Source organism: Arthrobacter sp. NEB 688, from assembly GCF_013201035.1.
Taxonomy (GTDB): domain Bacteria; phylum Actinomycetota; class Actinomycetes; order Actinomycetales; family Dermatophilaceae; genus Phycicoccus.
Window position 1 is genome coordinate 1,390,416 of sequence record NZ_CP053707.1, and the last position, 24,908, is coordinate 1,415,323.

The 24,908-nt window shown below is 74.8% G+C and carries 25 protein-coding genes; 18 read left to right on the forward strand and 7 right to left on the reverse strand.

What is annotated here, in order from left to right; genetic code table 11:
* The first annotated feature begins 243 nt into the window (after nucleotides 1-243).
* The 4 genes from HL663_RS06595 (at nucleotide 244) to HL663_RS06610 (ending at nucleotide 5,491) form a co-directional block, all read left to right on the forward strand.
* Nucleotides 244-2,553, forward strand: a complete 2,310-nt coding sequence (locus HL663_RS06595; protein WP_173027611.1) for a glycosyltransferase family 2 protein — start codon at nucleotides 244-246, stop codon at nucleotides 2,551-2,553.
* Nucleotides 2,554-2,727: 174 nt separating this feature from the next.
* Nucleotides 2,728-4,473, forward strand: a complete 1,746-nt coding sequence (locus HL663_RS06600; RefSeq protein WP_216842737.1) for a sodium:solute symporter family protein — start codon at nucleotides 2,728-2,730, stop codon at nucleotides 4,471-4,473.
* Between the two features lie 13 nt (nucleotides 4,474-4,486).
* Nucleotides 4,487-4,777 (forward strand): hypothetical protein, encoded by a 291-nt coding sequence (locus tag HL663_RS06605; protein ID WP_173027612.1) that lies wholly within the window; start codon nucleotides 4,487-4,489, stop codon nucleotides 4,775-4,777.
* Between the two features lie 3 nt (nucleotides 4,778-4,780).
* Nucleotides 4,781-5,491 (forward strand): dienelactone hydrolase family protein, encoded by a 711-nt coding sequence (locus HL663_RS06610; protein WP_173027613.1) that lies wholly within the window; start codon nucleotides 4,781-4,783, stop codon nucleotides 5,489-5,491.
* Here the strand turns inward: HL663_RS06610 and HL663_RS06615 are convergent.
* From HL663_RS06615 to HL663_RS06630, 4 genes are all read right to left on the reverse strand, one after another.
* The gene (locus HL663_RS06615; protein ID WP_173027614.1) at nucleotides 5,488-6,267 is read right to left on the reverse strand and encodes a maleylpyruvate isomerase N-terminal domain-containing protein; all 780 of its coding nucleotides are present in this window, start codon (nucleotides 6,265-6,267) and stop codon (nucleotides 5,488-5,490) included. The genes HL663_RS06610 and HL663_RS06615 overlap by 4 nt on opposite strands.
* Before the next feature lie 108 nt (nucleotides 6,268-6,375).
* Nucleotides 6,376-7,179, reverse strand: coding sequence for a dioxygenase family protein (locus HL663_RS06620; protein WP_286175987.1), 804 nt, complete (start codon nucleotides 7,177-7,179; stop codon nucleotides 6,376-6,378).
* A gap of 58 nt (nucleotides 7,180-7,237) precedes the next feature.
* Nucleotides 7,238-7,906, reverse strand: coding sequence for a response regulator transcription factor (locus tag HL663_RS06625; protein ID WP_173027616.1), 669 nt, complete (start codon nucleotides 7,904-7,906; stop codon nucleotides 7,238-7,240).
* Complete coding sequence (locus HL663_RS06630) at nucleotides 7,903-9,084, reverse strand: sensor histidine kinase (protein WP_173027617.1); 1,182 nt, start codon at nucleotides 9,082-9,084, stop codon at nucleotides 7,903-7,905. Before HL663_RS06630 ends, HL663_RS06625 begins: the two co-directional genes overlap by 4 nt.
* Nucleotides 9,085-9,248: 164 nt before the next feature.
* On the opposite strand from HL663_RS06630, the gene HL663_RS06635 reads away from it, so the two are divergent.
* The 13 genes from HL663_RS06635 (at nucleotide 9,249) to HL663_RS06695 (ending at nucleotide 21,694) form a co-directional block, all read left to right on the forward strand.
* Nucleotides 9,249-10,142 (forward strand): ATP-binding cassette domain-containing protein, encoded by an 894-nt coding sequence (locus tag HL663_RS06635; RefSeq protein ID WP_173027618.1) that lies wholly within the window; start codon nucleotides 9,249-9,251, stop codon nucleotides 10,140-10,142.
* Nucleotides 10,139-10,948: an ABC transporter permease gene (locus HL663_RS06640; RefSeq protein ID WP_173027619.1), complete on the forward strand. Its 810-nt coding sequence runs from the start codon at nucleotides 10,139-10,141 to the stop codon at nucleotides 10,946-10,948. The genes HL663_RS06635 and HL663_RS06640 overlap by 4 nt, the downstream gene beginning before the upstream one ends.
* A gap of 124 nt (nucleotides 10,949-11,072) precedes the next feature.
* A complete protein-coding gene (locus HL663_RS06645) occupies nucleotides 11,073-11,438 on the forward strand; it encodes a hypothetical protein (protein ID WP_173027620.1) in 366 nt (121 codons plus the stop codon).
* Between the two features lie 157 nt (nucleotides 11,439-11,595).
* A complete protein-coding gene (gene topA, locus HL663_RS06650; RefSeq protein ID WP_173027621.1) occupies nucleotides 11,596-14,379 on the forward strand; it encodes a type I DNA topoisomerase in 2,784 nt (927 codons plus the stop codon).
* Nucleotides 14,380-14,510: 131 nt separating this feature from the next.
* Nucleotides 14,511-14,960: an SCP2 sterol-binding domain-containing protein gene (locus HL663_RS06655; RefSeq protein WP_173027622.1), complete on the forward strand. Its 450-nt coding sequence runs from the start codon at nucleotides 14,511-14,513 to the stop codon at nucleotides 14,958-14,960.
* Between the two features lie 334 nt (nucleotides 14,961-15,294).
* Complete coding sequence (locus HL663_RS06660; protein WP_173027623.1) at nucleotides 15,295-15,726, forward strand: VOC family protein; 432 nt, start codon at nucleotides 15,295-15,297, stop codon at nucleotides 15,724-15,726.
* Nucleotides 15,727-15,781: 55 nt separating this feature from the next.
* A complete protein-coding gene (locus HL663_RS06665) occupies nucleotides 15,782-16,579 on the forward strand; it encodes a MerR family transcriptional regulator (protein ID WP_286175988.1) in 798 nt (265 codons plus the stop codon).
* A gap of 197 nt (nucleotides 16,580-16,776) precedes the next feature.
* On the forward strand, nucleotides 16,777-17,175 hold the full coding sequence (locus HL663_RS06670; protein WP_173027624.1) for a hypothetical protein: 399 nt from the start codon (nucleotides 16,777-16,779) through the stop codon (nucleotides 17,173-17,175).
* A 36-nt stretch (nucleotides 17,176-17,211) separates the two neighbouring features.
* On the forward strand, nucleotides 17,212-17,802 hold the full coding sequence (locus tag HL663_RS06675; protein ID WP_173027625.1) for a hypothetical protein: 591 nt from the start codon (nucleotides 17,212-17,214) through the stop codon (nucleotides 17,800-17,802).
* Nucleotides 17,780-19,231: a sensor histidine kinase gene (locus tag HL663_RS06680; protein WP_216842697.1), complete on the forward strand. Its 1,452-nt coding sequence runs from the start codon at nucleotides 17,780-17,782 to the stop codon at nucleotides 19,229-19,231. Before HL663_RS06675 ends, HL663_RS06680 begins: the two co-directional genes overlap by 23 nt.
* A complete protein-coding gene (locus HL663_RS06685) occupies nucleotides 19,228-19,860 on the forward strand; it encodes a response regulator (RefSeq protein ID WP_173027627.1) in 633 nt (210 codons plus the stop codon). Before HL663_RS06680 ends, HL663_RS06685 begins: the two co-directional genes overlap by 4 nt.
* A gap of 44 nt (nucleotides 19,861-19,904) precedes the next feature.
* Nucleotides 19,905-20,549 carry a dTMP kinase gene (gene tmk / locus HL663_RS06690; RefSeq protein WP_173027628.1) on the forward strand — a complete coding sequence of 215 codons (645 nt, stop codon included), beginning with the start codon at nucleotides 19,905-19,907 and terminating at the stop codon, nucleotides 20,547-20,549.
* Entirely contained in the window at nucleotides 20,546-21,694 is a 1,149-nt protein-coding gene (locus HL663_RS06695; RefSeq protein ID WP_173027629.1) for a DNA polymerase III subunit delta', read from the forward strand. Before tmk ends, HL663_RS06695 begins: the two co-directional genes overlap by 4 nt.
* Before the next feature lie 16 nt (nucleotides 21,695-21,710).
* Here HL663_RS06695 and HL663_RS06700 read toward each other — a convergent pair whose 3' ends face one another.
* The 3 genes from HL663_RS06700 to HL663_RS06710 are packed head-to-tail and all read right to left on the reverse strand — an operon-like array spanning nucleotide 21,711 to nucleotide 23,223.
* Nucleotides 21,711-22,115 carry a hypothetical protein gene (locus tag HL663_RS06700; protein ID WP_173027630.1) on the reverse strand — a complete coding sequence of 135 codons (405 nt, stop codon included), beginning with the start codon at nucleotides 22,113-22,115 and terminating at the stop codon, nucleotides 21,711-21,713.
* A complete protein-coding gene (locus HL663_RS06705) occupies nucleotides 22,112-22,873 on the reverse strand; it encodes a hypothetical protein (protein ID WP_173027631.1) in 762 nt (253 codons plus the stop codon). The genes HL663_RS06700 and HL663_RS06705 overlap by 4 nt, the downstream gene beginning before the upstream one ends.
* Nucleotides 22,873-23,223: a type VII secretion target gene (locus tag HL663_RS06710; protein ID WP_173027632.1), complete on the reverse strand. Its 351-nt coding sequence runs from the start codon at nucleotides 23,221-23,223 to the stop codon at nucleotides 22,873-22,875. Before HL663_RS06710 ends, HL663_RS06705 begins: the two co-directional genes overlap by 1 nt.
* A gap of 135 nt (nucleotides 23,224-23,358) precedes the next feature.
* On the opposite strand from HL663_RS06710, the gene HL663_RS06715 reads away from it, so the two are divergent.
* Nucleotides 23,359-24,906, forward strand: coding sequence for an alpha/beta hydrolase (locus tag HL663_RS06715; protein ID WP_173027633.1), 1,548 nt, complete (start codon nucleotides 23,359-23,361; stop codon nucleotides 24,904-24,906).
* Nucleotides 24,907-24,908 lie beyond the last annotated feature (2 nt).

Consider the following 24,908-nt stretch of genomic DNA (forward strand, 5'->3'; position numbering starts at 1 on the left):
GGCACACCGTGCCCCGTCGCGCCACCGGGGGGCAAGGCGGGGTCCGAGAATTAACACGACCGAAACACGACGTAACGTCAGCGTCTTCAAGCGACCTGTTCGATGGTCGTCGCAGGGGACCCGCGCACGGAGCAGCCGGCCGCCGATCCCTCCACGTCAACGGCGACACGCAGACCGAATTCCGGAAAACTGTTGTGCCGCAGCTGATCCTGCGCGGCGCGGCTCTACCGCAGGGAGCCCTCCATGGACGTGCAGCCCGACCAGACGCGCCGCCCGCGCCCCGACGGGCCGGCCGTCGTCGTCCTCGGCGGCGACGTCGACCCCCCGCTCACCCGCGCGCTGAGCGCGCGCCTCGCGCGGCTCGGCGCCCGCGCGGTCCTCTGCCCGGAGGCCGCCGGAGACGGTGTCCCCGAGGCGGAGGCGTGGCGCGCCGTCGTCGGGCTCGTCCGGGCCGAGGCGGCCGCGGCCGTCGTCTGGGTCGTCGACGGGGATGCCGCGCCCGTGCACGTGCTCGGTCGCCGGCTGGCGGCGCTGGGGATGCGCGACCTGCCGGTCGTGGCCGTCCCGGCGGGCACCGGGGACGACGACCTCGCCGCCCACGAGCGGGCCCGCCAGGTCGTGTCGTCCGTCGTCCGTCGCGTCGACGAGCGGCCGTCGGTGCGCTCCGGCCGGGTTCTCGTCGGCGAGGCCGAGCTGCGCGCCGAGGTCGAGCGGGACGCCCGGATGTCGGAGACCGGGCGCCCGCGTGCGGCGGTCGCGGTCATCGACATCGCGGAGCGGGACGCCCTGCGCCGCAGGCTCGGTGGCGCTGCCGCCGAGGAGGCGCTCCAGGTCGTGGCCCGCGTCGTCGTCGACGCCGCCGTCCACACCGAGCTCGCCGCCCGGGACGCCCGCGGGCGGGTGCTCCTGCTCGTGGCCGACCGCGACGACCTCTGGGTCGAGCACCGGCTCGGTGAGCTGTCGGCCCGGCTGTCGGCGCTGGAGCCCGAGGTCGCCGGCGAGACGGTGCACCTGACGCCGGTCGTCGGCTGGGCGCGCTCCGAGCCCGGCCTGCGCCCGGCCGCGCTCGTCGAGCGGGCGGTCGTCGCGCACGACGCCGCGGGCGACGAGCTCGACCTGCGGCCGCGGGCCTGGCACCCCGGGATGGAGCCCGAGGGTGAGCGGGCCGCGCGCCGTCGTGCGCCCCGGCGTCGCCGCCGGACCACCGCCACGTTGCAGCTCGCGCTCACGGTCCTGCTCGGGGTCGTGCTGCCGTTCGTCGGGCTCGTCGTCGCGGACCGGCTCGGCCACCCCGTCGCCGACGTCGTCTTCGCCGTGGTGGTCGTCTTCATGGGCGTGACGACCCTGAGCCTCTGGCTCGAGGGGCTCGCGTCGCTGCGCCGCCCGCGCCTGCCCGCGCGGCCCGACGGCCCGGCGCCCCGGATGTCGGCGGTCGTCGCCGCGTACCTGCCCAACGAGGCCGCGACCGTCGTCGAGACCCTCCGCTCGGTCCTCGCGAGCGACCACGCGGACCTCCAGGTCGTCCTCGCCTACAACCGGCCGCATCGCCTGCCCGTCGAGGACCTCCTCGAGGACCTCGCCCGCTCCGACCCCCGCCTCCTCCTGCTCTGCGTCGAGGGCAGCACCTCGAAGGCGCAGAACGTCAACGCCGCGCTGGCCCACGTCACCGGCGAGGTCGTCGGGGTCTTCGACGCCGACCACCACCCCGCGCCGGACGCCTTCGACCGGGCGTGGCGGTGGATCGCCGACGGCGCGGACGTCGTCCAGGGACGGTGCGTCGTCCGCAACGGGGACGCCTCGCTCACCGCACGGCTCGTCGCCGTCGAGTTCGAGGCCATCTACGGTGTCTCGCACCCGGGTCGCTCGCGCCTGCACGGCTTCGCGGTCTTCGGGGGCTCCAACGGCTACTGGCGCACCTCGGTCCTGCGGCGGGTGCGGCTGCGCTCCACGATGCTCACCGAGGACATCGACTCGAGCGTCCGGCTGATCTCCGGTGGCGGCCGCATCGTCTACGACGCCGGGCTGCTCTCGCACGAGCTGGCACCGACCAGCCCCGGGGCATTGTGGTGGCAGCGGCTGCGGTGGGCGCAGGGCTGGTTCCAGGTCACCCGCCGGCACGCCGGCGCCGTGGGCGACGCGGCGGGGCTGACCCGCCGCCAGCGCACGGGCATGTTCTACCTCCTGCGCTGGCGCGAGATGGCGCCGTGGGTGGGGCAGCTCGGCCTCCCGCTCGCCCTGCACGCGCTCTGGCGCGTCGGCGGCGACGTCTCGCAGGTGCCGGTGACCACGCTGCTCGTGCTCGCCGTCCTCGTCCCGCTCTCGACGGCGCCGGCCCAGACCTTCTTCGCCTGGCTCGGGGCGACCCCGGAGCTGCGCCGCCGCCCGCTGTGGTTCGTCGGCTACCTGCTCGCGGGGATGCTCTTCTACACCGAGTTCCGCAACGCGGTGGCCCGGGTGGCGCACGTCCGCGAGCTGACCGGGGCCCACGACTGGATCGTCACGCCGCGCTCGGGCCGCGCCCTGCCGGCGCCCGCCGCCCGCCGGGCGGCCTGACCCCCGGCCCGACCCTCGACCGCGTCCGGTGACCGGCGAAACCGCCGGTCACCGGACCACCGCACGTCGCACGCAGGCGTTAGCGTGGCGGGCGGCGTCGGGACCGGCGCCACCCTCGACGAGGAGCTGGTGGTGGTCGTGGTCGCTGCAGGAGCACAGGCGTTGGTCCAGGGGATGCCGGCGGCGCTGCCCGCGGCCGACACCCTCATCCAGGCGAACGCCGTCGACTACCTCATCCTCGCGGTCTACTTCGTCTTCGTCCTCGGCATCGGGCTGCTGGCCCGCCGGTCGGTGTCGGACTCGGTCGACTTCTTCCTGTCGGGCCGGTCGCTGCCGGCGTGGGTGACCGGCCTGGCGTTCATCTCGGCCAACCTCGGCGCCGTCGAGATCATGGGCATGAGCGCCAACGGCGCCCAGTTCGGCATCCCGACCGTCCACTACTTCTGGGTCGGCGCCATCCCGGCGATGCTCTTCCTCGGCGTCGTGATGATGCCGTTCTACTACGGCTCCAAGGTGCGCTCGGTCCCCGAGTTCATGTTCCGGCGCTTCGGCACCGGCGCGCATCTCGTCAACGCGCTGTCGTTCGCCGTCGCCCAGCTGCTCATCGCGGGCGTCAACCTCTACCTGCTCGGCTCGATCGTCCATGCGCTGCTCGGGTGGCCGCTGTGGGTCGCGCTCATCGTCGCCGCGATCATCGTCCTGTCGTACATCACCCTCGGCGGGCTGTCCGCGGCGATCTACAACGAGGTCCTCCAGTTCTTCGTCATCGTCGCGAGCCTCCTGCCCCTGGTCCTCCTCGGGCTGCACAAGGTCGGCGGCTACGACGGGCTGAAGCAGAAGATCACCGAGATGGCCGCGGCCAACCCCGACAAGATCGCCCCGGCCGAGCAGCAGCTGAACTCGTGGCCGGGCCAGGCGCTGACCGGGTTCGACAACGGCTTCCTGTCGGTCGTCGGCATCGTCTTCGGCCTCGGCTTCGTCCTCTCCTTCGGCTACTGGACGACCAACTTCGTCGAGGTCCAGCGGGCGATGGCCTCGGAGTCGATCTCGGCCGCGCGCAAGACGCCGGTCATCGGCGCCTTCCCCAAGATGTTCGTCCCCTTCCTCACGATCTTCCCCGGCATGCTCGCCGCGGTCCTCGTCAAGGAGATCGTCGACCTCAAGAACGGCCAGGTCGTGCCGGGCGGGGCGTCGGGCGAGGGCGTCAAGTACAACGACGCCCTGCTCTACCTCATGCGCGACCTGCTGCCCAACGGCCTGCTCGGGCTGGCCATCACGGGTCTGCTCGCGGCGTTCATGGCCGGCATGGCGGCCAACATCTCCGCGTTCAACACGGTCTTCAGCTACGACCTGTGGGAGCGCTACATCCGCAAGGACCGCAGCGACGACTACTACCTGCGGATCGGCCGCCTCGCGACGGTGCTCGCCACCTTCATCGCGATCTTCACCGCCCTCGTGGCCAGCTCGTTCAGCAACGTCATGGACTACCTCCAGACGCTGTTCGGCTTCTTCAACGCGCCCCTGTTCGCCACGTTCATCCTCGGCATGTTCTGGAAGCGGATGACCCCGACGGCGGGCTGGTCGGGCCTGGTGTCGGGCACGCTCGCGGCCGTCGTCGTCGCCGTCCTCAGTGACGGCACGCTGGGCGGGCTGAGCACGGGCGTCATCCCGCTGAGCGGCCAGGGGGCGGCGTTCGTCGCGGCGGCCGCGGCGTTCGTCGTCGACGTCCTCGTCTCGGTCGTGGTGACGATGAGGACCGAGCCGAAACCCGCGTCCGAGCTCGTCGGTCTCGTCTACTCCGAGACGCCGGTCGAGCAGCGCACCGACCCCAACGAGGCGTCCTACCCCTGGTACCGCCGGACCGTCCCGCTCGCGGGGCTGGCCCTGGGCATGGTCGTCGTCCTCAACGTCCTCTTCTGACGAGGGAGCAGTCATGGCAGACACGCACAAGGCAGGCGCCTTCGACATCCGCAACGTCATCGGCGGGCTGCTCGCGATCTACGGCGTGATCCTCACGCTCATGGGGCTGTTCGGCGACCCCGAGACCGAGAAGACCGGCGGCGTCAACGCCAACCTCTGGGCGGGCCTCGGCCTGCTCGTCGTGGGCCTGGGGTTCATCGCGTGGTCGCGGATCCGGCCGATCGTCGTGCCTGAGCACGTCGAGCCGGTCGGCGACGACCCCACGCGTCCCGCGCCCAAGAAGCGCCCGCGCAAGGGGCACTGACCGGTGGGCGGCCCCACGCGGGTCGGCGACCTCGCCGCGCACCTCGCGGTACCGGCGGGCGAGGGCCCCTGGCCGGGGCTCGTGCTGGTCCACGAGGCGTTCGGCCTCGACGACAACATGCGCGCCCTCGCCGACCGGATGGCCGGGGCCGGGTTCCTCACCCTCGCCCCGGACCTCTTCTCGCGCGGCCGCCGGTCGGCCTGCCTGCGGGCGACCTTCACCGCGCTGCGGCGCGGGCACGGCGCCGCCTTCGACGACGTCGAGGCCGCGCGGGCGCAGCTGCTCGCCGACGAGCGCTGCTCGGGCCGGGTCGGGGTCATCGGCTTCTGCATGGGCGGCGCGTTCGCGCTGGCCCTCGCCCCGCGGCCCGGCTGGGACGCCGCGGCCGCCAACTACGGGATGCTCCCGAGCGCGCCCGACGCGCTCGACGGGGCGTGCCCGGTCGTCGCGAGCTACGGCGGCCGCGACCGCAGCCTCACCGGCGCCGCCGAGAAGCTCGAGGTCGCGCTGACGGCCCGCGGTGTGCCGCACGACGTCCGCGAGTACCCGGGCGCCGGGCACTCGTTCCTCAACCCCACCGACTCGGCGCCGTGGTGGATGGCGCCGGTGACCCGCTTCGTCCTGCACGCCGGCCCGGAGCCGGCCGCGGCGGCCGACGCGTGGGGGCGCATCGACTCCTTCCTCGCCGAGCACCTCGGCGCGCGGAGCGCCTAGACCACCGCGCCGCCCACGGCCCAGCGGGGGAGCAGCCCGTCCGGGTCGGTGACGACGCCGCCGCGGTGCCACAGCGCGAGGTGCAGCTCGGTCGCCGGGCCGACCAGCCGGGCGGCCCCTGCCGGCTCGGGGTCGGACGGCGCGAGCCGCCGGGCGGTCGTCGCGTCACCGGACACGACGACGTGCCAGCGGTCGCCGCTGTCGCTCGCCGTCACGAGCGCCGCGTACGGGTCGCCGTGTGCGCGAGGGCCCCTCCCGCGCCGCGGCCAGAAGCCGACGAGGAGCTCGTCGACCGCGTCCACCGCGACGTCGGCTCCCCACCAGGCGTCGGCGGCGCACGGCATCCGGCCCTCCCGGGCGGCGAGGACGTCGAGGGCGTGGACGGCCGTCTCGTGGTGCTGCCGCCGGGCCCAGAACAGCCGCGCCGGCGGGGCCTCGCGCAGGAAGGTGAACGCCTCGAGGTCGTCCGGGGCGTCGGCGAGGGTCGCGAGGAGGTCGTCGGCCCCCGCGCGCAGCCACCCGAGGAGGTCCGGGGCGGCGCGCCCCTCGGGCTCGAGGTCGGGGATGTCGAGGGTGCGGGGGTCGCCGCCGCGCAGCATCGCCGTCGCCCAGCGGTGCACGGCGCCCTGGTGCACGACGAGGTCGCGCACCAGCCACGCCGGGCAGCTCGGCACGGAGGCGTCGGGCCCGGCCTCCCCGGCCCACCCCACGAGGCGGTCGGTGGCCGCGGCGAGCCCGTCGAGGTGCTGCCCGACGTCGAGGTGCTGCGCGCTCATCCGCCGATCATGCCGCGAGGTCCCGGGACGCGAAAGAAGGCGGCACGCAGAGCCACGGACGTGTCCGTCTGCGTGTCGCCTCCTCTCGGCGACGGGGAGCGCGACCGCTCAGGCGAACTGCCAGGAGCGCTTGCTCAGGCCGAACCAGAACCCGTCGATGACGCTGGTGCCGGCGGTGTCGCCGTGGACCGACGCCGCGCCGAGCGCGACGTAGAGCGGCGCCCAGTGCTCGGTGCGCGGGTGGGCCTCGCGGGCCGCCGGGGCCTTGGCCAGGAAGTCGAGGACGGCGTCGACGTCACCGGCGGCCACGGTCTCGGCGGCCCAGTGGTCGAACTCGGCCGAGGGGGTGGGCGGGGCGGCGTCGGACCCGGCGTGCGGGTCGAACCAGCCGAGGTTGTGCGTCGTGAAGCCCGAGCCGACGATGAGGACGTTCTCGTCGCGCAGCGGGGCGAGCCGCCGGCCGAGGTCGAAGAGGCGGTGCGGGTCGAGCGTCGGCATCGAGAGCTGGACGACGGGCACGTCGGCGTCGGGGTACATCTCCTTGAGGGGGACGTACGCGCCGTGGTCGAGGCCGCGGGTGGGGTCCTGGTGCAGGGTCTCGCCGGAGGGGGCGAGCAGCCGGGCGACCGAGCGGGCGACGTCGGGGGCGCCCGGCGCGTCGTAGGTCACGTCGTAGTAGCGCTGCGGGAAGCCCCAGAAGTCGTAGGTCAGCGGGACGTCGCCGCTCGTCGCGGAGACCGAGACGGGCGCCTGTTCCCAGTGGGCCGAGACCATGAGGACGGCGTCGGGGCGCGGGAGGTCGCGCGACCAGCCGGCCAGCTGCGAGGTCCACAGGGCGTCGTCGGCGAGCGGCGGGGCGCCGTGGCTGAGGTACAGGACGGGCGGGCGGCTCGACGTGGCGGTGTCGGTCACGGTGGTCTCCTCGGACAAGTTGTTGAACATTCAACCACATGCCCCGCGCCGGTGTTCCCTACTCCGCGTCGTGGACGAGGATCGCCACCTGCGTGCGGTTCTCGAGCCCGAGCTTGGTGAGGATGCGCCCGACGTGGGCCTTGACGGTCGCGACGCTCAGGTGCAGCGCCGCCCCGATCTCGAGGTTGCTCCGTCCCCGCCCGAGGGCCAGCGCCACCTCGCGCTCGCGCTCGGTCAGGAGGGTGAGCGCCCGGCGGGCCTCGCCCCGGCGGCGCGCGACGACGTCGCCGTCGTCCCGCCCGGCGACCGCGGCGATGAGCGCCGTCGTCGCGCTCGGCGAGAGGGTCGGCTCGCCGGCCGCGACGGCGTGGACGGCCGCGACGAGGCGGGCCGGCGGGGTGTCCTTGAGGAGGAACCCGTGCGCGCCGACGCGCAGCGCCCGCAGCACCATCTCGTCGGCGTCGAAGGTCGTGAGGACGAGCACCCGCGGGGCGTCCGGCAGGGCCAGCAGGTCGCCGGTGGCCGCGATGCCGTCGCGGCGGGGCATCCGGATGTCCATGAGGACGACGTCGGGCCGGGTGCGGCGCACGAGGTCGGCCGCGTCCGCCCCGTCCGAGGCCTCGCCGACGACCTCGAGCGCGGGGTCGCCGCCGAGGATCATCGTCAGCCCGGCGCGCACGAGCGGGTCGTCGTCGACGAGGGCGACCCGGACCGCGGCGGTGCTCATGCCGCCCACGGTAGCGAGGCCCGCACGACGAACCGGTCCTCCTCCGGACCGTGCCGCAGCACGCCGCCGAGGAGGTCGACCCGCTCGTGGAGGCCGAGCAGCCCCAGGCCGGCGCCGGGCAGCGTCGCACCCGCGCCGACGGGCAGCGGGTTGGCGACGACGACCTCGACCGCGGCGCCGGCCCGCCCCTCCACCGAGACGGTGACCGGGCAGCCGGGCGCGTGCTTGCGGGCGTTGGTCAGCGCCTCCTGGACGAGCCGGTAGACCGTGCGGCCCGTCGTCGGCGGCACGGCGCCGTCGGTGCGGTCCTCGAACCCGAGCCGGGTCCCGGCCGCGCGGGCCTCGGCCACGAGCTGCGGCAGGTCGGCGAGCCCGGGCTGCGGGCGCTCCGGGGCGGGCGCCGCGTCGACGCCGTCCGCGCGCAGCACCCCGAGCACGTCGCGCAGGTCGCGCAGGGCGAGGTGGGCGTTCTCCTCGATGGTCCGCGCCGTCTGCGCCTGCTGCTCGGGGGAGAGGTCGGTGCGGAAGGTCAGGGCCCCCGCGTGCATCGCGACGAGCGAGATGCGGTGCGCGAGGACGTCGTGCATCTCGCGGGCGATGCGGGTGCGCTCGGCGGCCCGCGCCGCCGCGACCCGCGCCTGCTGCTCGCGCTCGCTCGTCTCGGCCCGCTCCCGGAACGACACGAGGCGCTCACGGTCGGCGCCGACCGACCAGCCCACGGCGAGGACGACGGCCACGAAGAGGCTGACGAGCAGGGCGGCGGCCCACAGCGGCAGCGGGCTGGGCTCGGGGTAGACGGACTCGAAGGCGAGGGCCGCCACGACGGTGGTGCCCCCGGCGAGCAGCAGCTCGCGCGGGCGGCGGCGGGTGGCGAGCGAGCAGAGGGCCAGCGTCGCCGGGCCGAAGGCCATCGGGGAGAGCGCGGTGAGCAGGGCGGTCGTCAGGGCCACGGCGAGCGGGAGCCGGCGGCGGGCGACGACGACGAGCACGAGGAGCAGCAGGCAGAGGAGGGGGTCGCCGACGAGGACCCACAGGGCGAGCGGGTGGTCGGAGAACCCCGCGTCCTCGAGGGACTCCAGGGTGAGCACCCAGACCGTGAGGCTCGCCAGCAGGGCGACGACGACCCGCCACGCCTGGCCCCACCACGGGAGCCGGGAAGCGGGCGGGGGAGGAGGCATCCGGCCACTGTAGGAGCGCGCCCCCGCGTCGCGCGTCGGCCGGAGGTCTCCCTCGGACCGCGCCGGGGGTAGACCTTCGGAGGGGGTGGGTCGAGACATGCGACGTCCCCGGTGCAGACCGTCGGGCGATGTGCCGCACCCCGGCCCGCGCCGAGGCTGGAGCCATGATCAGAGTCGAGAACCTCACCAAGCGCTACGGTCGCGTCACGGCCGTCGACGGCGTCACCTTCGAGGTCGGGGCGGGGTCGGTCACCGGCTTCCTCGGCCCGAACGGCGCCGGCAAGTCCACCGTCATGCGGATGCTCACCGGCCTCACGCCGCCGACGAGCGGCCGGGCGACCGTCCTCGGCCGCGAGTACCGCGACCTCGTCAACCCCGGCGGCCGGGTCGGCGTCATGCTCGACGCCTCGGCCCAGCACCCCGGGCGCACCGGCCGCGAGGCGCTCGTCCTCGCGGCGCTGACCGTCGGCGTCCCCCGGGGCCGGGTCGACGAGGTCCTGCGGATGGTCGGCCTCAGCGACGACGAGGCGGGGCGGCGCGTGCGCACCTACTCCCTCGGGATGCGTCAGCGCCTCGGCCTCGCCGGCGCCTTCCTCGGGGACCCGGAGGTGCTCGTCCTCGACGAGCCGGCCAACGGCCTGGACCCGCAGGGCATCCACTGGATGCGCACGCTGCTGCGCGGCTTCGCCGACCGCGGCGGGGCGGTGCTCCTCTCCTCCCACCTGCTCCACGAGGTGCAGGCCGTCGCCGACGACGTCGTCGTCATCGGGCGCGGCCGGGTCGTCGCGCGCGGCGCGGTGGCCGAGCTCGTCGCCGGCGAGGGCACGCGGGTGTCGTCCGAGGACGACGCCGCGCTCGCCGGGGCCCTCGAGGCCGCGGGTCACGCCGTGTCCCGGACCGCGGACGGCGTCGTCGTCGACGTCGAGCCGGCCGTCGTCGGCCGGGCCGCGCTCGCGGCGGGGGTCGTGGTGACCGACCTGCGGCCGCACGGCGCGCAGGGGCTCGAGGAGCTCTTCCTGCGGTTGACCGCCGACGACGCGCGGGAGGTGGCGGCGTGAGCACCGCGACCCGGGCCCCCGAGGCCCCGACCGTCCCCGCGTCCGCCTCCGCACCCCGCGGCGGCCGGCCCGGCGTCCCCCTCGCCCGCCTGCTGCGGGTCGAGCTGCGCAAGCTCGTCGACACCCGGGCGGGGCGCTGGCTGCTCGGCGTCACGGCCGGCCTGGCCGTCGCCGTCGTCGCCGCCCTGCTCGTCTGGGGGTCGGCGAAGGACTCCTCCTACGTCGGGCTGCTCGGCCTGGCAGCGCTGCCCCTCTCGGTGCTCCTGCCGATCCTCGGCATCATGGCCGCGACCGCCGAGTGGTCGCAGCGCACCGGTCTCGTGACGTTCGCGCTCGAGCCGCACCGGGGCCGGGTCGTCGCGGCCAAGGCGCTGGCGTCGGTCGTCCTCGGCGTCGCCGTCGTCCTCGTGACCGCCGCCGCCGTCGCGCTGGCCCGTCTCGTGGGCTCGCTCGTCCGGGGCGGCGACACCGTGTGGTCGGTCCCCGCGGCGACGGGCGGCGGCCTCGCGCTCGCGCTGGTCCTCTTCCTCGTCCAGGGCGTCGGCTTCGGTCTGCTCTTCCTCAACACTCCGTTGGCCATCGTCGCCTCGTTCGCGCTGCCGACCGCCCTGAGCATCGTCGCCGGGCTCGCCGAGGGCGCCCAGCGGGTCACCGCGTGGCTCGACCTCTCGCTCGTCACCGAGCCGCTCATGACCGGGACGATGCGGGGCGAGGACTGGGCCCATCTCGCCACCTCCGCGCTCGTCTGGGTCGCCCTGCCCGTGGCCGTCGGCACGTGGCGGGTCACCCGCAAGGAGATCGCCTGAGGGTCCGGCGCCGGTCGTCCCGGGCAATTCCCGGAACGACCGGCGCCGACCCCCCGACGTCCTCTACCGTGCGGAGTACCGGAAGGGCTTGTAGGGGGCCTTTCCTCGCCGAAAGCGTTGCCACGTGACCGTTCAGCTGCAGCTGCCTGCTCCGTCCGTCACCACCGACCGCGTCGAGCGCGTCACGCGCGGCCTGGGCCTGGCCCTCGTCGTGGCCGTGTCCGCGGCCACCGCCGCGCTGACCGCCCGGGGCCTGCCGTCCGTCGTGCCGCTCGTCGCGGTCCTCCTCTCCGTCGGGGCCTGCGTGGCCTACACGCTGGGCGCCGGCACCTCGCCGCGCCGGGGGCTCCCGGCGCTGCTCGTCGTCATCGGGCTCGGTCTCGCGGCCGCGGCCTGGACGACCGCCAGCCCGGCCCCGCTCTCGCTCCTCGTCATCGGCCTCGTCGCCACCGCGGCCGTCCTCGCGCAGCTGCACCGCAGCCACCGCTGAGCCGCCCGGACGGCCCCCGTCGGGCCGTCCCACCGCCGCGCCGCCGACGACCCGGGTGTGCGCCGGGCGCCTCCCGAGCGCTACCGTCGGGCCGTCACCACGTCCGAGCAGCGACGAATCCGCTGCACGTGGCCGACGGAACAGGCAGGTGTGAGGCATGGCATCCGGACGCAAGCTCGTCATCGTGGAGTCCCCGGCGAAGGCGAAGACCATCGCGGGCTACCTCGGCAGCGACTGGGACGTGGAGGCCTCGGTCGGCCACATCCGCGACATCCCCACCCCGAGCGAGATGCCGGCGGAGATCAAGAAGGGCCCGTTCGGCAAGTTCGGGGTCAACGTCGACGACGACTTCGACCCGTACTACGTCGTCGACGCGGACAAGCGGAAGAAGGTCCGCGAGCTCAAGGCCCTCCTGAAGAACGCCGACGAGCTCTACCTCGCCACTGATGAGGACCGCGAGGGCGAGGCCATCGCGTGGCACCTGTTCGAGACCCTCCAGCCCAAGGTCCCGGTCAAGCGGATGGTCTTCCACGAGATCACCCGAGAGGCGATCCAGCGGGCCGCCAACCAGACCCGCGACATCAACGTCGCCCTCGTCGACGCGCAGGAGACCCGCCGCATCCTCGACCGCCTCTACGGCTACGAGGTGAGCCCGGTCCTGTGGCGCAAGGTCAAGGCCGGCCTGTCCGCCGGGCGCGTGCAGTCCGTCGCCACCCGGCTCGTCGTCGAGCGCGAGCGCGAGCGGATGAAGTTCGTCCGCGCCTCGTACTGGGACGTCGACGCCGACGTCACCCCCGGCGCCGCCGAGGACCTCTTCACCGCCCGCCTGACGGGCGTCGACGGCAAGCGCGTCGCCACCGGCCGCGACTTCGCCGACGACGGCACCCTCAAGGGCGAGCGCTCGGTGCAGCTCGACGAGGAGCGCGCCACCGGCATCGCCGAGGCGCTGCGCAGCGCGCAGGTCACCGTCGCCGAGGTCTCCGAGAAGCCCTACACGCGCCGCCCCAGCGCCCCCTTCACGACGAGCACCCTCCAGCAGGAGGCCTCGCGCAAGCTGCGCCTCAACTCGCGCAACGCGATGCGGGTCGCCCAGCGCCTGTACGAGAACGGCTACATCACCTACATGCGGACCGACAGCACCGCGCTGTCCGACACCGCCCTCACCGCCGCCCGGCAGCAGGCCCGCGAGATGTACGGGGGCGACTCGGTGCCGGACGCGCCGCGCCGCTACGAGAAGAAGGTCAAGAACGCCCAGGAGGCCCACGAGGCCATCCGCCCGGCCGGTGACCGCTTCCGTACCCCGGCGCAGGTCGCCGGCGAGCTGCGCGGCGAGGAGTTCCGCCTCTACGAGCTCATCTGGATGCGCACCGTCGCCTCGCAGATGGCCGACGCCCGCGGCTCGACCGCGTCGGTGCGGCTCGCGGCGACGCTGCGCGACGGCGCCCCGGCCCGCGAGGTCGAGCTGTCGGCCAGCGGCACCGTCATCACCTTCCGCGGCTTCCTCGCCGCCTACGAGGAGGGCCGCGACGACGCCCGCACCCGCGACGACGACGAGCGCCGCCTGCCGAAGCTCGGCGCGGGGCGCTCGCTCGACGTCAAGCGCGCCGAGGCGAACGGCCACGAGACCTCGCCGCCGGCCCGCTACACCGAGGCGACGCTCGTCAAGGCGATGGAGGAACGCGGCATCGGCCGGCCCTCGACCTACGCCTCGACGATCGGCACCATCCAGGACCGCGGCTACGTCTCGAACCGGGGCTCGGCGCTCGTGCCGTCCTGGCTCGCGTTCGCGGTGACGCGCCTCATGGAGGAGCACTTCGGGCGGCTCGTCGACTACGACTTCACCGCCTCGATGGAGGAGGACCTCGACGCCATCGCCCGCGGCGACGAGCAGCGCGCGGCGTGGCTGCGCCGCTTCTACTTCGGCGACGAGGCGAGCTCGGCCGAGGGGCTGCGCTCGCTCGTCGAGGACCTCGGCGACATCGACGCCCGGGCCATCTCGACGATCGACATCGGCGACGGCGTCGTCGTGCGCGTCGGCCGCTACGGTCCCTACGTCGAGGAGGTCGTGCCCGCCGGCATCGACCCCACGACCGGTGAGGTGACGGATGCCGCTGCCGCGGAGTCCGGTGCGACACAGCCCCGCCGGGCCACGATCAACGACGACATCGCGCCCGACGAGATGACGCCGGCCATCGCCCGCGAGCTGCTCGAGCGCGCCGCCGACGACGGCCGCGTCCTCGGCCAGGACCCGGAGACCGGCCGCGACGTCGTCGCCAAGGCCGGCCGCTACGGCCCCTACGTCACCGAGGTGCTGCCGGAGGAGGAGCAGGGCAAGGGCAAGAACAAGGTCAAGCCGCGCACCGCCTCCCTCTTCAAGGACATGGACCTCGGCACGATCGAGCTCGACACCGCGCTGCAGCTGCTGTCGCTGCCGCGCGTCGTCGGCACGAGCACCGAGGAGGACGGCAGCAGCGTCGAGATCACCGCGCAGAACGGTCGCTACGGGCCCTACCTCAAGAAGGGCACCGACTCGCGCTCGCTGACGAGCGAGCAGCAGCTGTTCGACATCACGCTCGAGGAGGCGCTCGCGATCTACGCGCAGCCCAAGCAGCGTGGGCGCGCCGCCGCCAAGCCGCCGCTGGCCGAGCTCGGCACCGACCCGGTGTCCGGCAAGCCGGTCGTCGTCAAGGACGGGCGGTTCGGGCCGTACGTCACCGACGGCGAGACCAACGCGACGCTGCGCAAGGACGACGACCCGGAGCAGATCACCCCCGAGCGCGGCTACGAGCTGCTCGCCGACAAGCGCGCCAAGGGCCCGGCGAAGAAGACCGCCCGCAAGACGGTCAAGAAGGCGACGACGAAGAAGGCCGCCACGAAGAAGACCGCGGCGAAGAAGTCCGTGGCCAAGAAGACGACGACGAAGACCGCCAAGAAGGCCTGACCCGGCCACCGGTAGAGCGACGAGGACGTGCCGTCACTGCCCCAGCGCAGGCGGCACGTCCTCGCCGTTCGTGGCGCTCCACCGCGACCCGTGGCGTTGCGGTGGCTGTTACCGGCCAGTAGGTTCGAGGCATGGCCTTCGACCCGCAGACCCTGACCACCGCCTCGCCGGCCGAGTTCGTCGCGGCGGTGAAGCGGGCGTCCGACGGCGAGATCCGCGACGCCTTCGCCGGCGAGCACCGCACCGCGATGCTCGACGCCGTCTTCGGCCGCTTCCCCGAGCAGTTCCGGGCCGACAAGGCCGGCGACCGCAGCGCCCGCATCGACTTCCGGGTCACCGGCGGGCCGGGGGACACCAGCGACACCTACGCCGTCGTCGTCGACCACGGCACGTGCACCGTCGAGAAGGCGCCGACCGCCGAGGCGGACCTCTCGCTCATGGCCGGGCCGGTCGAGTTCCTCAAGCTCATCTCGGGCACCGGCAACCCGGCGATGATGTTCATGATGGGCAGGATCAAGGCCCGCGGCGACCTCGGCCTGGCCACCGCCCTCGCGAACTGGTTCGAGACCCCGAAGGCCTGACCCGCGCCGCGGCCCGGCCCGCGGACCCGGTCCCGGTCGCCTCACGCGTATCGGGTGACCCGACAACGCTGCGCTCCCCCCGAGAACGGTTCCGGGGTGAGGCGCGCCCGTATCGGGTGACCCGATACGCGAGTGACGTGGGGGCCATCCTTGCCCCGCCCTCGTCTCGCCACGCCGGCCCTCGTCCTGCGGGCGACCTGCGCGGGTCCGGGTGCGACCGCACGCGCACCGGCGCAGGTGACACGGAGGACGGGACGCGGCCCTCCCTCGCCCCACCTGCAGGAACGTTGTTGCTCCGGACGATCCCGGCGGTGTCGCGACGTAGCGTGACGGCATGTCCCTCGTCACGAGCTCCGGCTACGCCCACGTCCGCCTCACCGTCACCGACATCGAGCGCTCGGTCGACTTCTACGACCGCGTCTTCGGCTGGGAGAAGGCCGTCGACGCCCGCGATCACCAGGGCGAGCCCGGGCTCGAGGACGCCGCCGAGAAGTTCTACGGCGGCGTCGTCTACCAGACCCCGCAGGGCACCCTCTTCGGCCTGCGCCCGGTCGGGTCGCAGCCCTTCCGCTCCGACGTCACCGGCCTGGACCACGTGAGCTTCGCCGTCGCCGCGCGCGCCGACCTCGACGCCGCCGCGCAGGCCCTCGGCGACGCGGGCATCAGCCACGGCGAGGTCGTCGAGCTGACCGACGCCGGCATCGCGATCCTCTCCTTCCAGGACCCCGACGACGTCAACCTCGAGCTCACCGCACCCCTGTCCTGATGCGGCGGCGCGTCCGGCTTGACCCTGACGCGACGTGAGGCCCGACGGTGGTGCCATGACCACGACGAGCCAGCACACTGCAGGGATGGAGCTCACGGTCGGGCAGGTCGCCGAGACCTTCGGCGTCACGGTGCGCACGCTGCACCACTACGACGCCGTCGGCCTCGTCGTCCCGTCCGCCCGGACCCGCGCGGGGTACCGCCTCTACACGGACGCGGACCTCCTGCGGCTCTCCACCGTCGTCACCTACCGCCGGCTGGACCTGCCCCTCGACGAGGTGCGGGCCCTGCTCGACGGCGAGGGCAGCGCGGTGGAGCACCTGCGGCGCCAGCGCGACGTGGTCGTGACCCGGCTGGGCGAGCTCGAGGAGCTCGTCCACGCCATCGACCGAGCACTGGAGCGAGAGATGACCGAGCAGCCCGCCACGACCGAGGACCTCAAGGAGCTCTTCGGGGACGGCTTCCGCGAGGAGTACCAGCAGGAGGCGCAGGAGCGCTGGGGCGAGACCGACGCCTGGCGGCAGTCCAAGAGCCGCACCGACGGCTACACGAAGGCCGACTGGGAGGCCGTCAAGGCCGAGCAGGACCGGGTCGACGCGGCCTTCGTCGCGGCCCTGCGGGCCGGCGAGCCGCCGACCTCGGCGGCGGCGATGGACGCGGCCGAGGCGCACCGGGTGCAGATCGAGCGGTGGTTCTACGACCTCGACCACGCCTTCCACCGGGGCCTCGGCGACATGTACGTCACCGACCCGCGCTTCACCGCGGGCTACGAGGAGAAGGCCCCGGGCCTCGCGCAGTACGTGCGTGACGCCATCCACGCCAACGCCGACCGGCACGAGCAGCCCACCGGCTGAGGCCTTTCCCGCCTCTCGAGCGACCAGGACACGTCGCGCGCACCTCGGTGCGCGCGGCGTGTCCTGCGTCCGTCGGCCCGGGTCGGCGCGGGGGAGGGGTACTAGGACCAAAGCCCGATGGTGGGTGTCCACGGGTCACGGGCACCGTTCTCCTCAACGGGCCGACGAGCGGTCCACCTCAGCACCAGGAGCACCCCATGGCCCGTCGCCAGTCCCTCACCCGAGTCGCCGCCACCGCCGCCGTCGCCGCCGCCCTCGTGGCCGGCGCCGCCCCCGCGACCTTCGCGAAGTCGCCCGTCTCGCAGGCCAGCGGCACCTGCAGCCAGGGCGCCACCTGGAAGCTCAAGGCCAAGGCCGACAACGGTCGGGTCGAGGTCGAGCTCGAGGTCGACTCCAACCGCGCCGGCCAGACCTGGGCCTGGACGCTGCGCGACAACGGCACCAAGGTCGGCTCCGGGAGCGCGGTCACGGTCGCGCCGAGCGGCTCCTTCAGCGTCGACCGCCGCATCACCAACCGCGCGGGCACCGACACCATCACGGCCGTCGCGACGCACGGCACCCAGACCTGCTCGGCCCGAGTCGTCTTCCGCGGCTGACCCCACCTGCCACACTCTCCCGAAAGGACCAGTCCCGTGCGACGCATCGCCCTCATCTCCCTCGGAGCCGCCGTGGCCGTCACCCCCGCCCTGCTCGGGGTCCTCGGCAACGCCTCCTTCGCCGAGCGGCTGCCCGTCCGGGCCCCCTCGAGCGCCACCTCCAGCCCCTCGCCGTCGGCCACCTCCGACGACCCGGCCGGCCACGACGCCGGTGACGACCACGGCGGCGACCGCCCCCGCGGCACCTCCGACGACCCGGCCGGCCACGACGCGAACGACGACCACGGCGGGGACCGCCCGCGCGGCACCTCCGACGACCCGGCCGGCCACGACGCGAACGACGACCACGGCGGCGACCGCGACCGCTCCGGCGACGCCTCGAGCCACTCCGGCTCGGGCCGCGGCTCCGACGACAGCGGCTCGCACAGCGGACGCTCGCACGGCGGAGGGTCGGACGACTCCTCCTCCAGCGGCTCCGGCCGCGGCTCCTCGGGCGGCGGGTCCGACGACTCCTCCAGCGGCTCCGACGACAGCGGCAGCTCACGGCACGGCGGCGACGACGGCTCCGGCCACGACGCCGGCGACGACCACGGTGGGGACTCGGGTGGGCACGGATCCGACGACTGATCCCACGGTCCCGTCCCCGGTCTGGGTCCCTGCCCCGGCCGGGGGCGCCCCGTGCCCCGAGCCCGCCTGGGTCACCGTCTCGCGTCCCGCCGAGGTCGACACCGACGACGGACCCGTCCACCCGCGCCGGGTGCTGGCCCAGCTGGGCCTCGGGGTCCTCGCGGCCCTCGTCCTCGTCGGGGTCCTCGGCTCCCTGGCCGCCCAGCAGCTCGCCGAGCGCGAGGCCGTCAACGACGCCGCCTCGATGGCCGGCGTCATCGCCGAGGCGGTCGTCCAGCCGGCGATGACCGAGCAGCTGATGGCCGGCGACCCCGCGGCCGCCGACGCGTTCGGGTCGACCCTGGCCCGCAGCCTCGACCGCGAGACGGTCGTCCGGGTCAAGCTGTGGCGGCCCGACGGGTACGTCCTGTGGGCCGACGAGCCGCAGCTCGTCGGGCGCACCTTCGCCCTCGACGGCGGCCAGCGCGAGGCCCTCGACGGCCCGACGACCGTCGCGGAGGTCTCCGAGCTCGACGCCGACGAGAACCAGTTCGAGAAGGGCGACCGGCTCGTCGAGGTCTACCGCCCGGTGTGGATGCCCGACGGGCAGACCGCCCTGTTCGAGATCTACGTCTCCTACGACCCCGTCGCCCAGCGCACCGGCCAGCTCTGGCGCGGCTTCGCCGGGGTCACCGCGAGCACCCTCGTGCTCTTCGTCCTCATCGTCGCCCCGCTCGTCCTCGCCCTGCTGCGGCGCATCCGCAGCGCCGAGGCCCGCCAGGTCGCCCTCCTGCAGCGGGCGGTCGACGCCTCCGAGGTCGAGCGCCGGCGCCTCGCCGCGACCCTCCACGACGGCCCCGTCCAGGAGCTCGCCGCCACCTCCTTCACCGTCTCGGGTGCGTCCGCGACGGCCGCGGCCCGTGGCGAGACCGCCCTGGCCCGCGACCTGGACGCCGCCGCGACCGCCGTGCGCGCCAGCATCCGCTCGCTGCGCACCCTGCTCGTCGACCTCCACCCGCCGAGCCTGTCGCGGGCCGGCGTCGTCGCCGCCCTGACCGACCTCGCGACGTCGGTGCGCGCCGACGGCGTCGTCGTCCGGCTCGACACCGACCCCGAGGACGAGCTCGCCCTGACCGACGACGCCCAGCGCCTCGTGCACCGCGTCGCGCAGGAGTGCGTCCGCAACGCCGCCCGGCACGCCGGCCCGGCCGAGGTCGTCGTGTCGCTGCACCGCACCGGCCCCGGCACGGTCGTGCTCGACGTCCTCGACGACGGGCTCGGCTTCGACGTCGAGGCCGTCCTCGCCGACCCCGAGCCGGGGCACCTCGGGACCGCGCTGATCGCCGACGCGGCCTCGGTCCCGGGTGCGACACTGCGGGTGGCCAGCTCGCTGGGCGCCGGGACGCACTGGCGCCTCGACCTCGAGGGCCCGTTGGGAGCACGTCCATGATCCGGGTCCTCGTGGCGGACGACCACCAGCTCGTCCGGGCGGGGGTCCGCACGCTGCTCGACGCCGAGGCCGACATCACCGTCGTCGCCGAGGCGCGCGACGGCGCCGAGGCGGTCGAGTCCGCCATCGGCACCGAGCCCGACGTCGTCCTCATGGACCTCTCGATGCCCGGCCTCGACGGGGTCGAGGGCACCCGGGGCGTCCTCGCGGCCCGGCCGGGGACCCGCGTCCTCGTCCTCACGAGCTTCTCCGACCGCGACCGCGTGCGCGAGGTCCTCGCCGCCGGCGCCATCGGGTACGTCCTCAAGGACTCCGAGCCGGCCGACCTCGTCGCCGCGGTGCGGGCCGCGGCGCAGGGGCACGTCCCGATCGACCCGCGCGTCGCCGTCGCCCTCCTGCCCGCCACCGGCGACCCGGTGCGCGACGGCGCGGCCGTCGGCCTCTCGCCGCGCGAGACCGAGGTGCTGCGCCTGGTGTCGCAGGGCCTGGCCAACAAGCAGATCGCCCGCGCCCTCGGCATCACCGAGCGCACCGTCAAGGCGCACCTCGGCCGGGTGTTCCGCGAGATCGGCGTCGTCGACCGCACGAGCGCGGCCCTCTGGGCGCGCGACCACCTGCCCGCCCCCTGACCCGCGCGGGGACGGCCGTCGGGACGCTGGCCTAGGCTCGCGGCGTGAGCGCACGGGACGGGGTCTTCATCGCCTTCGAGGGCGGCGACGGTGCGGGCAAGTCGACGCAGGTGCGGCTGCTCGCCGAGGCGCTGCGCGCCCACGGCCGCGAGGTCCTCGTCACCCGGCAGCCCGGGGGCACCGAGCTCGGCGCCGCCATCCGCGACCTCGTCCTGCACGGCGGCCACGTCTCGCCGCGCGCCGAGGCCCTCCTCTTCGCCGCCGACAAGGCCCACCACGTCGACCTCGTCATCCGGCCGGCCCTCGCCGCCGGGCAGGTCGTGCTCACCGACCGCTACACCGACTCCTCGGTCGCCTACCAGGGCGCCGGGCGTGACCTCGGCGCCGCCGAGGTCCACGACCTGCAGATGTGGGCCGTCGACGCCCTCGTCCCGGACCTCACCGTCGTCGTCGACGTCGACCCCGCCGAGGGCCGCCGGCGCCGCGGCGAGGTGCACGACCGCCTCGAGGCCGAGGCCGACGCCTTCCACGCCGCGATCCGCGAGCACTTCCTCGCGATGGCCCGCGGCAACCCCGAGCGTTACGTCGTCGTCGACGGCACGCAGCCGCCCGAGGCGCTGCACGCCGCCGTCCTCGAGCGCGTCGCCACGACCGGGGCGCTCGACCCCGTCGACGGGGGAGCGCCGTGAGCGTCTGGCGCGACGTCATCGGCCAGGAGGCGGCGGTCGGCGTCCTCGAGCGCGCCGTCCGGGACCCCGCCTCGATGACCCACGCGTGGCTCTTCACCGGTCCGCCCGGGTCGGGCCGCTCGGTCGCCGCGCGGGCCTTCGCGGCGGCGCTGCTCTGCCCGCGGGGCGGCTGCGGCGAGTGCCGCGAGTGCCGCACCGCCCTCGACGGCACCCACGCCGACGTCGACGTCATCGCGACCGAGGGGCTCTCGATCAAGGTCGCGGACGTGCGCGACTACGTCACCCTCGCGGGGATGCGGCCGTCCGTCGGCACGTACCGCATCATCATCGTCGAGGACGCCGACCGGCTGACCGCCTACTCGGACGCCCCCGCGAACGCGCTGCTCAAGGCCCTCGAGGAGCCGACCCCGCGCACCGTGTGGATGCTCTGCGCGCCCTCGGTCGAGGACGTCATCATCACGATCCGCTCGCGCTCGCGGCACGTCCGGCTGCGCACCCCGTCGGTCGAGGCGGTCGCCGACCTCCTCGTGCGCCGCGACGGCGTCGACCACGCGATGGCCCTCTACGCGGCCCGGGCCGCGCAGTCGCACGTCGGCCTCGCCCGCCGCCTGGCCCGCGACGAGCACGCGCGCATCCGCCGCCACGACGTCGTGTCGATGGCCGGGAAGATCGTCTCGGTCGGCGAGGCCGTCGGCGCCGCCCAGGACATCGTGACGATCGCCCAGGAGGAGGCGGCCGCGGCCTCGGGGGAGCGCGACGCCGCCGAGCGCGCCCGGCTGCTCGAGGTCCTCGGCGCCGACCCGACCGCCCGCACCCAGCCGCCGCACGTCCGCTCGCAGGTCTCGGCGCTGGAGAAGGAGCAGAAGACCCGCGCGACCCGCTTCACCCGCGACGTCGTCGACCGCGCGCTCGTCGACCTGCTCTCGGTCTACCGCGACGCGCTCGTCCAGCGCACGCGCGCCGGGGCCGCCCTCGTCAACGAGGACAGCCGGGCCGTCGTCACCCGGGTGGCCGAGGCGTTCACCGCCGACCAGCTGCTGGAGGCGATGGACGCCGTGGGCACCGCGCGCGAGCGCATCGGCGCCAACGTCGCGCCGCTCCTGGCGCTGGAGGCGATGGCGCTCTCCCTCCGCCTGCCGCGCTGAGGCGAGGGCCGGCGGGTCACCAGGTGCCGGTGGTCCTCGGCGGGGCCGCGGGTCGGGGCTCCCGAGCCGGCGCCGCGGCACCCCGGTCGTCGTCCTCGCGCAGGTGGGCCGGCACCTCGCCGCGGCCGAGGGCGGCCGCGTCCTCGGCCACCAGTCGCCGCTCCTCGGGGCCGAGCTCGTCCATCCGGCGCAGGCCCTGCTCGACGAGCGGCGCCGCGAAGGCGCTGAACCGGTCGTCCCCGGCGAGGTCGCGCAGCGTGGCCCGCCCGGCGAGGACGTCCTCGATGCGGCGCCGGACGCCCGCGTCCTCGGCGCGGTCCCGCAGGACCTCGAGCGAGCGGCGCAGGTGCGTCTGCAGGGCGCCCGACAGCGGGGCCCCGGGCAGCAGCGGCGGGCCGTCGGTGCGTCCGTCGGTGCTCACGACCGGCTCCCCGCGGGGGCGACGTTGTTGTCGAAGGCGTCCGGGATGTCGATGAGGTGCCAGTCGCCGGCCGACCCCATCGTCGCCGAGACCGTGTCGACGAGGACGTCGACGATGGTCATGGCGCCCTCGATGAGGCCGATGATCTTCTGGATGTTCGCGATGATCTCGGTGACGCCCCAGTAGGTGGCCGCCGCTCCGATCGCCCCGCCGACCAGCGTCCACGAGCCGCCGGCCGTCGCGGCCGCGCTGATGCCCGCGGCGATGAGCAGGTCGATGAGCGTCTGGACGACGTTGCCGACGTCCTTGGCCACGCCGTAGAGGCCGTTCGCGACGTCGTCGTAGCCCGAGGCGGCGATCTCGAGCATCCCGGCGGCCCTCTCGAGGGCCACGCTCTGGCTGACCATCGTGGCCTGCGCGTCCCGCCAGGCGTTGCCGTCCCAGTGCTGGTCGAGCACCGCGGAGGCGGAGTCGACGGCGCCGGCCGTGCTCTCGCAGAAGCCCTTGAGGTTGCGCATCGCCGCGGCGGAGGTGGCCACCCGCTGCCAGTCGCCGGCCAGCCACGTCTCGGCCTTCTCCTGCAGGTCGAACCCGCCGTCGGCCTTGTCGAGGACGACGAGCGCCCAGTGCCCGAGCGAGAGCCAGTCCGCCATCCCCAGCGCGGCGTCGAAGGTCGACGGGATCGCCTGGGCGGGAACGGGTTCGAACAGCCAGCTCGCCGGGTTGTACCCACCCCCGCCGGTGCTGGCGGTGACCATCAGTGCCCCCAGTACGTGGTGTCGAGCCGCTGGGCGGCGGCGGCGTCGAGCGCCTCGTAGCGGTCGGCCGACGCCCGCAGCGCCGCTGCCGTGCCGCTCATGACCTGCTGGATGTCGGCCATGAGGTCCCGGACGCCGGTGTCCATCCCCGTCGTCACGTCGACGAAGCGCTCGAAGACCGCACCCCCCGAGGGGTCGAAGTCCACCCACCTCGAGGCGTAGGACATCGCCTCGGTGGCGTCGTCGCCGAGACCGGCGAACTCCGTCGCGGCCTCGCGCAGCCGCGCCGGGTGGACGCGGAACCTCTCGTCCCGGTCGCTGCTCGGGCTGCTCTCGTCCCGTCGGCTCATGTGGCCCCCTCCTCGTGTCGTCCCCCAGCCTCCCGGGAGGGTACGGGGTCGGCAATGGGCAGCACTCCCCGGTTGCGGCCGATTCGTGACCTCCCCGGGGCGGGGGCTCCCATCCGGCTCGCCTAGGGTGCGCCCATGACCCTGCGCCGCCTCGCCCTCGTCGCGGGCGCCGTCGTCGTCTCCACCGCCCTCGCCGGCTGCTCGGTCGTCGACGGCCTGAGCGGCGGGAGCAGCTCGCGGCCGTCGGTGTCGGTCAGCCCGCAGACCCCGCCGCCGGGGAGCCAGGGGCTGGACCGCTTCTACGCCCAGCAGCTGGACTGGACCGAGTGCTCCGGGGCGGAGTGCGCCCAGCTGACCGTGCCGGTCGACTACGCGAAGCCGTCGGGCGCGACCCTCGAGGTCGCCGTGCTGCGGGCCCCGGCGAAGAAGTCGGGGAAGCGGATCGGCTCGCTCGTCGTCAACCCGGGCGGACCCGGCGGTTCGGGCGTCGACTACGCGCGCGCCGCGGACTTCATCGTCGGTGGCGACGTCCGCGACCGCTACGACGTCGTCGGGTTCGACCCGCGCGGGGTCGGGCGCTCGTCGCCGGTCGACTGCCTGTCGGACGCGCAGCTCGACGCCTTCCTCGGGTCCGACCCGACCCCGGACGACGCGACCGAGGAGCAGCAGTTCGCCGCCGGCGCCGCCTCCTTCGCCGCCTCGTGCGCCCAGAACGCCGGCCCGCTCCTCGCGCACGTCTCGACGCAGGACGCCGCCCGCGACATGGACGTCCTGCGGGCCGCCCTCGGCGAGGAGAAGCTCACCTACCTCGGCAAGTCCTACGGCACCTACCTCGGCGCCACCTACGCCGAGCTCTTCCCGCAGCAGGTCGGCCGCTTCGTCCTCGACGGCGTCGTCGCCCCCGACCTCACCTCCGCCGAGATCAACCTCGGCCAGGCCGAGGGCTTCGAGCGCGCGACCCGGGCGTGGGCGCAGTACTGCGTCTCCGAGGGCGACTGCCCGCTCGGCGACTCCGTCGACGCCGTGATGACCGGCCTCCAGGGCTTCCTCGCCGACGTCGACGCCACCCCGCTGCCGAAGACCGGTGACGGCTCCGTGCCGCGGCTGACCGAGGGCTGGGCCTCCCTCGGCATCGCCGCCGCGATGTACGACCAGGGGGCCTGGCGCACCCTCGTCGACGCGATGACCGACGCCGTCGACGGCGACGGCACCGCCCTGATGCAGCTCGCGGACCAGTACGCCGACCGCAACCCCGGTGGCGGCTACGCGGGCAACATCATGGAGGTCATCTACGCGGTCAACTGCCTCGACAAGCCCGAGTCCGACAGCGTCCCCGAGCACCAGGCGCTCGCCGACGCCGCCGCGGAGAAGGCGCCGACGTGGGGGCGCTACCTCGCGTGGAGCTCGCTGCCGTGCGGGTCGTGGCCGTTCGAGCCGACGAACGAGCCGCACGAGGTGCGGGCCGAGGGCGCCGAGCCGATCGTCGTCATCGGCACGACGCGCGACCCCGCGACGCCCTACGAGTGGTCGGTGCGCCTGCGCGACCAGCTCGCGAAGGCCTCGCTCATCTCCTTCGACGGTGACGGGCACACCGCGTACACCCGCTCGAACTCCTGCGTCGACGACGCGGTCGACGGCTGGTACGTCGACGGGAAGCTGCCGAAGGACGGCCTGCGCTGCTGACC

Excerpts from the sequence above, each read along its gene's own strand:
- HL663_RS06595 (WP_173027611.1), top strand. The coding sequence starts at position 244 with ATGGACGTGCAGCCCGACCAGACGCGCCGCCCGCGCCCCGACGGGCCG.
- HL663_RS06600 (WP_216842737.1), top strand. The coding sequence starts at position 2,728 with ATGCCGGCGGCGCTGCCCGCGGCCGACACCCTCATCCAGGCGAACGCC.
- HL663_RS06605 (WP_173027612.1), top strand. The coding sequence starts at position 4,487 with ATGGCAGACACGCACAAGGCAGGCGCCTTCGACATCCGCAACGTCATC.
- HL663_RS06615 (WP_173027614.1), bottom strand. The coding sequence starts at position 6,267 with ATGAGCGCGCAGCACCTCGACGTCGGGCAGCACCTCGACGGGCTCGCC.
- HL663_RS06625 (WP_173027616.1), bottom strand. The coding sequence starts at position 7,906 with ATGAGCACCGCCGCGGTCCGGGTCGCCCTCGTCGACGACGACCCGCTC.
- HL663_RS06630 (WP_173027617.1), bottom strand. The coding sequence starts at position 9,084 with ATGCCTCCTCCCCCGCCCGCTTCCCGGCTCCCGTGGTGGGGCCAGGCG.
- HL663_RS06635 (WP_173027618.1), top strand. The coding sequence starts at position 9,249 with ATGATCAGAGTCGAGAACCTCACCAAGCGCTACGGTCGCGTCACGGCC.
- topA (WP_173027621.1), top strand. The coding sequence starts at position 11,596 with ATGGCATCCGGACGCAAGCTCGTCATCGTGGAGTCCCCGGCGAAGGCG.
- HL663_RS06655 (WP_173027622.1), top strand. The coding sequence starts at position 14,511 with ATGGCCTTCGACCCGCAGACCCTGACCACCGCCTCGCCGGCCGAGTTC.
- HL663_RS06660 (WP_173027623.1), top strand. The coding sequence starts at position 15,295 with ATGTCCCTCGTCACGAGCTCCGGCTACGCCCACGTCCGCCTCACCGTC.
- HL663_RS06665 (WP_286175988.1), top strand. The coding sequence starts at position 15,782 with ATGACCACGACGAGCCAGCACACTGCAGGGATGGAGCTCACGGTCGGG.
- HL663_RS06670 (WP_173027624.1), top strand. The coding sequence starts at position 16,777 with ATGGCCCGTCGCCAGTCCCTCACCCGAGTCGCCGCCACCGCCGCCGTC.
- HL663_RS06685 (WP_173027627.1), top strand. The coding sequence starts at position 19,228 with ATGATCCGGGTCCTCGTGGCGGACGACCACCAGCTCGTCCGGGCGGGG.
- HL663_RS06705 (WP_173027631.1), bottom strand. The coding sequence starts at position 22,873 with ATGGTCACCGCCAGCACCGGCGGGGGTGGGTACAACCCGGCGAGCTGG.
- HL663_RS06710 (WP_173027632.1), bottom strand. The coding sequence starts at position 23,223 with ATGAGCCGACGGGACGAGAGCAGCCCGAGCAGCGACCGGGACGAGAGG.
- HL663_RS06715 (WP_173027633.1), top strand. The coding sequence starts at position 23,359 with ATGACCCTGCGCCGCCTCGCCCTCGTCGCGGGCGCCGTCGTCGTCTCC.